Genomic DNA, 5361 nt, shown 5'->3' with positions numbered 1-5361 from the left:
AGGACTCGTCGTCCGTCCCCCGGGAGAACTCGTCGCCGGGCGCCCCGCCGTCCGGCGCGAGCAGCGCGTCCAGCGTGTCCAGTTCCTCTATCGGCGTCGCCAGGTCCGCGTCCGTGACCAGTACGCGCCTGCCGTACGACGCCAGTACGCCCTGCCGCAGGGCGTACCCCTTACCGCGGTTCTCGTCGCTCGTCAGCACATGGATGCGGGGCTCGTCCGCGGCGGCCCGCGCCGCGATCGCCGCGGTGCCGTCCGTCGAGCCGTCGTCCACGACGATCAGCTCCCAGTCGCCCCAGCGCTCCGGGTCGGCGCGCAGATGGGCGCAGATGGCGTCGAGGGTGGGCCGCAGCCGGCGCTCCTCGTTGTACGCGGGGACGACGACGGTCAGCTCCACCCCGCTCCCGTTCCCCTCGCTCCCGCCGTCGCCGCCGTCCGCTCCGGCGCCCGCGGGTATGACGGGGTCGGGACCCGTGCCCGGGTCCGCGCCCGACGCCGGTCCCGACCCGGACCCCGCTCGCGTACGTCCACCCATCGCGTAGCCGCTCACTTCCGCGGACGTCCCGGTTCCGGCTGCTCCGGCTCCAGCCGGTCCGCCCAGGCCAGAGCGTGCGCGTCGCAGCCCTCCACGACCGTCCGCGCGGCCTCCGTGTCGCCGAGCGTGATCGCGTCGACCAGCTGTTCGTGCCCGCTCCACAGCCAGTCGCGGCAGGCGCCGTCGGCGCGGAGGAACGGTACGGAGAACACCCATGCCTGGACGCGCAGCCGGTGCAGGAAGTCGCAGATGTACTGGTTCGCGACGAGCGCGGCCAGCTCCCGCCAGAAGCGCAGGTCGTACCCGATCAGGATGTCCAGGTCCCCGCCCTTGGCCGCCCGCCCCGCCTCCTCGGCGCGGCGCCGTACCGAGACCAGCGTCTCCGACCGCACCCGGCCGATCGGGGTCACCGCGATCCGGCGGAAGATGCCGTCCGCGATCAGTGAGCGCGCCTCGACCATGGCGCGGAAGTCGGCGACGGTGAACTGGTGGACGTGGAAGCCCCGGTGCTGGTCGGAGTCGAGCAGCCCCTGCGCGGACAGGTCGACCAGCGCCTCCCTGACGGGGGTCGCCGACACGCCGTACTGCTCGGCGATGTGCTTGACGGTGAACTCCTCGCCCGGGAGCAAACGCCCCGCCAGCACCTCGTCACGCAGCGCGTCCGCGATCTGCTGCCGCAGGGTGTTGCGGGTCACAGCTCCGCTGGCGGGCATTGATGGTCGTCCCCTCGTCCGGCTTCGCACACCTTAAGCCAGGTGCCGGGAGGGGCCTTCGCCCGCTCGATCGCCATACGGGCCCGCCGTGGGCCCGTACGGCGATCGGGGACGGAACACCCTCAGACCACGTGCTCGTCCGCCACCGACAGGGCCGCGTCCAGGATCGTGAGCCCTTCCTTCGCCTCCGCCTCCGTGACGTTGCAGGGCGGCACGGCGTGCGTGCGGTTCATGTTCACGAACGGCCACAGCCCGCCCTTCTTGCACGCGGCGGCGAACGCGGCCATCGGCGCGTTCGCCTCGCCCGTCGCGTTGTACGGCACCAGCGGCTCGCGTGTCTCCCTGTCCCGTACGAGGTCGAGCGCCCAGAAGACGCCCGTTCCCCGCACCTCGCCCACCGAGGGGTGCCGCGCGGCCAGTTCGCGCAGGCCGGGGCCGAGCACCGTCTCGCCGATGTGCGCGGCGTGCTCGACGATCTTCTCCTCGGCCATCACCCGCAGTGTCGCGACGGCCGCCGCGCAGGCGAGCGGGTGGCCGGAGTAGGTGAGGCCGCCGGGGTACGGGCGGGTCGCGAAGGTGTCCGCGATGGCGGCGGAGATCGCGACTCCGCCGAGCGGCACGTAACCGGAGTTGACGCCCTTGGCGAAGGTCAGCAGGTCGGGCACGACGTCGAAGTGGTCGGCGGCGAACCACTCACCGGTGCGGCCGAAGCCGGCCATCACCTCGTCCAGGACGAAGACGATGCCGTGCCGGTCGCACAGTTCCCGTACGCCGGCGAGGTATCCGGGCGGCGGCGTCATGATGCCCGCCGTGCCGGGGATCGTCTCCAGGATGATCGCGGCGATCGTCGCGGGCCCCTCGAAGGCGATGGTCGCCTCCAGGTGCTCCAGCGCGCGGGCGCACTCCTCCGCCTCGGTGGTGGCGTAGAAGGGTGAGCGGTAGAGGAACGGCGCCCAGAAGCGCACGACGCCCGCGTTGCCGGAGTCGGACGCCCAGCGGCGCGGGTCACCGGTGAGGTTGATCGCGGTGGAGGTGGAGCCGTGGTACGAGCGGTAGGCGGAGAGCACCTTGGGGCGGCCGGTGTGCAGCCGGGCCATCCGTACGGCGTTCTCGACGGCCTCCGCGCCGCCGTTGGTGAAGAAGATCTTGTCGAGGTCACCGGGGGTGCGCTCGGCGATGAGGCGTGCGGCCTCGGAGCGTACGTCGACGGCGAACGCGGGCGCGAAGGTCGTGAGCCTGCCCGCCTGCTCCTGGATCGCGGCCACGACGGCGGGGTGCTGATAGCCGATGTTGGTGAAGACGAGGCCGCTGGTGAAGTCGAGGTAGCGGTTGCCCTCGTAGTCCCAGAAGTACGAGCCCTCGGCGCCGGCGACGGCGAGCGGATCGATCAGTTCCTGGGCGGACCAGGAGTGGAACACATGCGCACGGTCGGCGGCCTTGACGGCCGCGCCCGCCTTCGGGTCGGCAGCGTCGAGAGGGTCGACGTCGAGGTGAGGGGTCATGCGGCCAGCGTAGAGAGGGGCGGGCGGGGACCGAAATGACCATCCTGTCTGGTGTGCGGGACGGGACTCGGCAGGTTGTCGCCCCTCGCTCGCCCGCGCGCGCCGCACGCTCCGCACCGTCGCCCCCGGCGCACCCCTCCGAGCATTGACAGCACGCTGTCGACATGACAGGCTGCTGTCATACAACCGAGGAGGCCACCATGACCGGCAAGACCGTGTACCTCGCCGTGTACGACACACTCGCCGACTGGGAGACCGGGTACGCCACCGCGCATCTCGCACAGAACGGCTTCACCGTGCGGACCGTCGGCCCGACGACGGAGCCGGTGACCACCATGGGCGGTCTGCGTATCGAGCCCGACCTCGCGCTCGAACAGCTCGGCGAGCCCGGCGACACGGCCGTGTTCATCCTCCCGGGCGCCGGACTCTGGGACGCCGGGGACGATCTGGCGCCGTTCGCCCGCGCCGCCCGGCGGCTCGTGGGGCTGGGCTTCCCCGTCGCCGCGATCTGCGGCGCCACGGCGGGGCTGGCCCGCGAGGGGCTGCTGGACGACCGGGAGCACACCAGCGCCGTCAGCCACTACCTGGACGCCACCGGGTACGCGGGCGGCGAGCACTACCGCGACGCGGACGCGGTCACGGACGGCAACGTGATCACGGCCGGCCCGACCGAGCCCGTCGCCTTCGCCCGCGAGATCTTCGCGCTGCTGGGTGTGTACGAGGGCGAGAAGCTGGACGCCTGGTACCGGCTGTTCAAGAACTCGGACGCGAGCGCGTTCGAGACCCTCAACTCATGACGGAACGGGACGTCTCCGCACCGGACCCGGCCGACATGCTCAGCAGGAGCGCGCTCACCGTCTTCCGGCTGAACGGCCAATTCCTCACCGTGGCAGATGAGTTGGCGGCGCCGGCCGGTCTGACGGCGGCCTGGTGGCAGGTACTCGGAGCCGTACTGCCACAGCCGCTGCCCGTCTCCGGGATCGCCCGCGCGATGGGCATCACCCGGCAGAGCGTGCAGCGGATCGCGGATCTGCTGGTCGAGCGCGGACTGGCGGCGTACGAGCCGAACCCGGCCCACCGCCGCGCGAAACTGCTCACCCCGACCGCCGCCGGCCGCGCGGCGGTCCACGGGATCACGCCCGGCCACGCGGCTCTCGCGACCCGCCTCGCACGGGAGTTGGGGGAGTCGGACTTCGCCGAGACGGTGCGGGTGCTGGAGCGGCTTTCGGAGGCGATGGACGCGATCGGCCACCGGCCGGACCGGTAGAGCGTCCGCCGCCGACGGGCCGGTCACCGGTTTCCGCGTGGCCGCGCAGTGCGACGACTGCGGCACTATCCTCGCCCCGTTGGGCTTGGGCATCTGGGGAGGGCCGTACGGCCATGGAGAAGCTGGCTGCAGGAGATCCACAGCGCATCGGCGCCTACCGGCTGCTGGCGCGCCTCGGCGCGGGGGGCATGGGGCAGGTCTATCTGGCGCGCTCGGACCGGGGCCGTACGGTCGCGGTGAAGCTCGTACGCCGGGAACTCGCCGAGCAGGACGAGTTCCGCAACCGCTTCAGGCTGGAGGTAGCCGCGGCCCGGCGGGTCGGCGGCGCGTGGACGGCGCCGGTGCTCGACGCGAACACGGAGGCCGCGGTGCCGTGGGTCGCGACGGGTTACGTGGCCGGGCCCGCGCTCCAGGACATCGTCTCCGGCACACGCGGACCCGGTGCGGGCGCGCCGGGTGGGAGCGGATCGGGTGCGGGCGCGCCGGGTTCGGGCGGGGCCGGCGCGCACGGGCCGCTGCCGGCGCGCTCGGTGCGGATACTCGGCTCGGGTCTCGCCCACGCCCTCCAGGACATCCACTCCGCCGGACTGATCCACCGCGACCTCAAGCCGTCCAACGTCCTCGTCACCATCGAGGGGCCGAAGGTCATCGACTTCGGCATCGCCCGCGCGATGGAGACCGTCACCGGCGCCGGGCTGACCCGGACCGGCGGGCTCGTCGGGTCGCCGGGCTTCATGGCGCCCGAGCAGGTGCGCGGCACCCCGATCACGCCCGCGTGCGACGTGTTCTGTCTGGGGACGGTGCTGGCGTACGCGGCGACGGGACGGCTCCCGTTCGGTACGGCCGACACCGCCGTCCACGTGCTGATGTTCCGGATCGCGCAGGAGGAGCCGGACCTCACCGAACTTCCGGAGGGCCTGCGGGAGTTGGTGGCCGACTGCCTGAAGAAGGACCCCGCGCAACGCCCGACCCCCGCGCAGATCCTGGCCCGGGTGGGTGAGCCGGACAACGACGAGCCCTGGCTGCCCGGCGCACTGCTCGCCCAACTGGGCAGCCACGCGGTGCAGTTGCTGGACCACGAGGAGCCCGGGGCGCGTACGGAACTGGCGTTCTCGAAGCGGCCGGAGCCGCCGTCCGAAGCGTCGGAGGCGTCGGAGGCGTCGGTGCCCAAGCCGCCGCCGCTGGAGCCGTCGAAGCCGGCCCCGGCACCGGCTTCGACACCGCCGCCGCCCGGCGGACCCGGCCAGGGCGGCGGGCACGGCGTACACGGCATGGCGACGATGATCGGTGCGGCGTCGCCGGACGCGGGCCCCCCGCCGGCACCGCTGCCGCCGCAGCCCCAGGCGT

Annotated in this window: 6 protein-coding genes; 3 read left to right on the top strand and 3 right to left on the bottom strand. The window is 73.0% G+C overall.

The annotated features are described in order from the left end of the window. From GXP76_RS33795 to GXP76_RS33785, 3 genes are all read right to left on the bottom strand, one after another. The coding region (locus GXP76_RS33795; RefSeq protein ID WP_242575442.1) for a glycosyltransferase at window positions 1-532 on the bottom strand (532 nt) is incomplete at its 3' end. A gap of 11 nt (window positions 533-543) precedes the next feature. Further along, complete coding sequence (locus GXP76_RS33790; RefSeq protein WP_242575441.1) at window positions 544-1245, bottom strand: GntR family transcriptional regulator; 702 nt, start codon at window positions 1243-1245, stop codon at window positions 544-546. Between the two features lie 122 nt (window positions 1246-1367). Beyond that, complete coding sequence (locus GXP76_RS33785; RefSeq protein WP_242575440.1) at window positions 1368-2747, bottom strand: aspartate aminotransferase family protein; 1380 nt, start codon at window positions 2745-2747, stop codon at window positions 1368-1370. Window positions 2748-2947: 200 nt separating this feature from the next. Between GXP76_RS33785 and GXP76_RS33780 the strand changes: the two genes are divergently transcribed. From GXP76_RS33780 to GXP76_RS33770, 3 genes are all read left to right on the top strand, one after another. Next, window positions 2948-3544, top strand: a complete 597-nt coding sequence (locus tag GXP76_RS33780; protein WP_242575439.1) for a type 1 glutamine amidotransferase family protein — start codon at window positions 2948-2950, stop codon at window positions 3542-3544. Beyond that, on the top strand, window positions 3541-4014 hold the full coding sequence (locus GXP76_RS33775; protein WP_242575438.1) for a MarR family winged helix-turn-helix transcriptional regulator: 474 nt from the start codon (window positions 3541-3543) through the stop codon (window positions 4012-4014). Before GXP76_RS33780 ends, GXP76_RS33775 begins: the two co-directional genes overlap by 4 nt. 113 nt (window positions 4015-4127) lie before the next feature. After that, window positions 4128-5361, top strand: a 1234-nt coding sequence (locus GXP76_RS33770; RefSeq protein ID WP_242575437.1) for a serine/threonine-protein kinase, incomplete at its 3' end; no start/stop codon positions are given.

Source organism: Streptomyces sp. NP-1717 (genome assembly GCF_022695985.1).
GTDB lineage: Bacteria > Actinomycetota > Actinomycetes > Streptomycetales > Streptomycetaceae > Streptomyces.
Note: the sequence above shows the minus strand (reverse complement) of the source record. Positions and strands in the feature narration are given on the sequence as shown.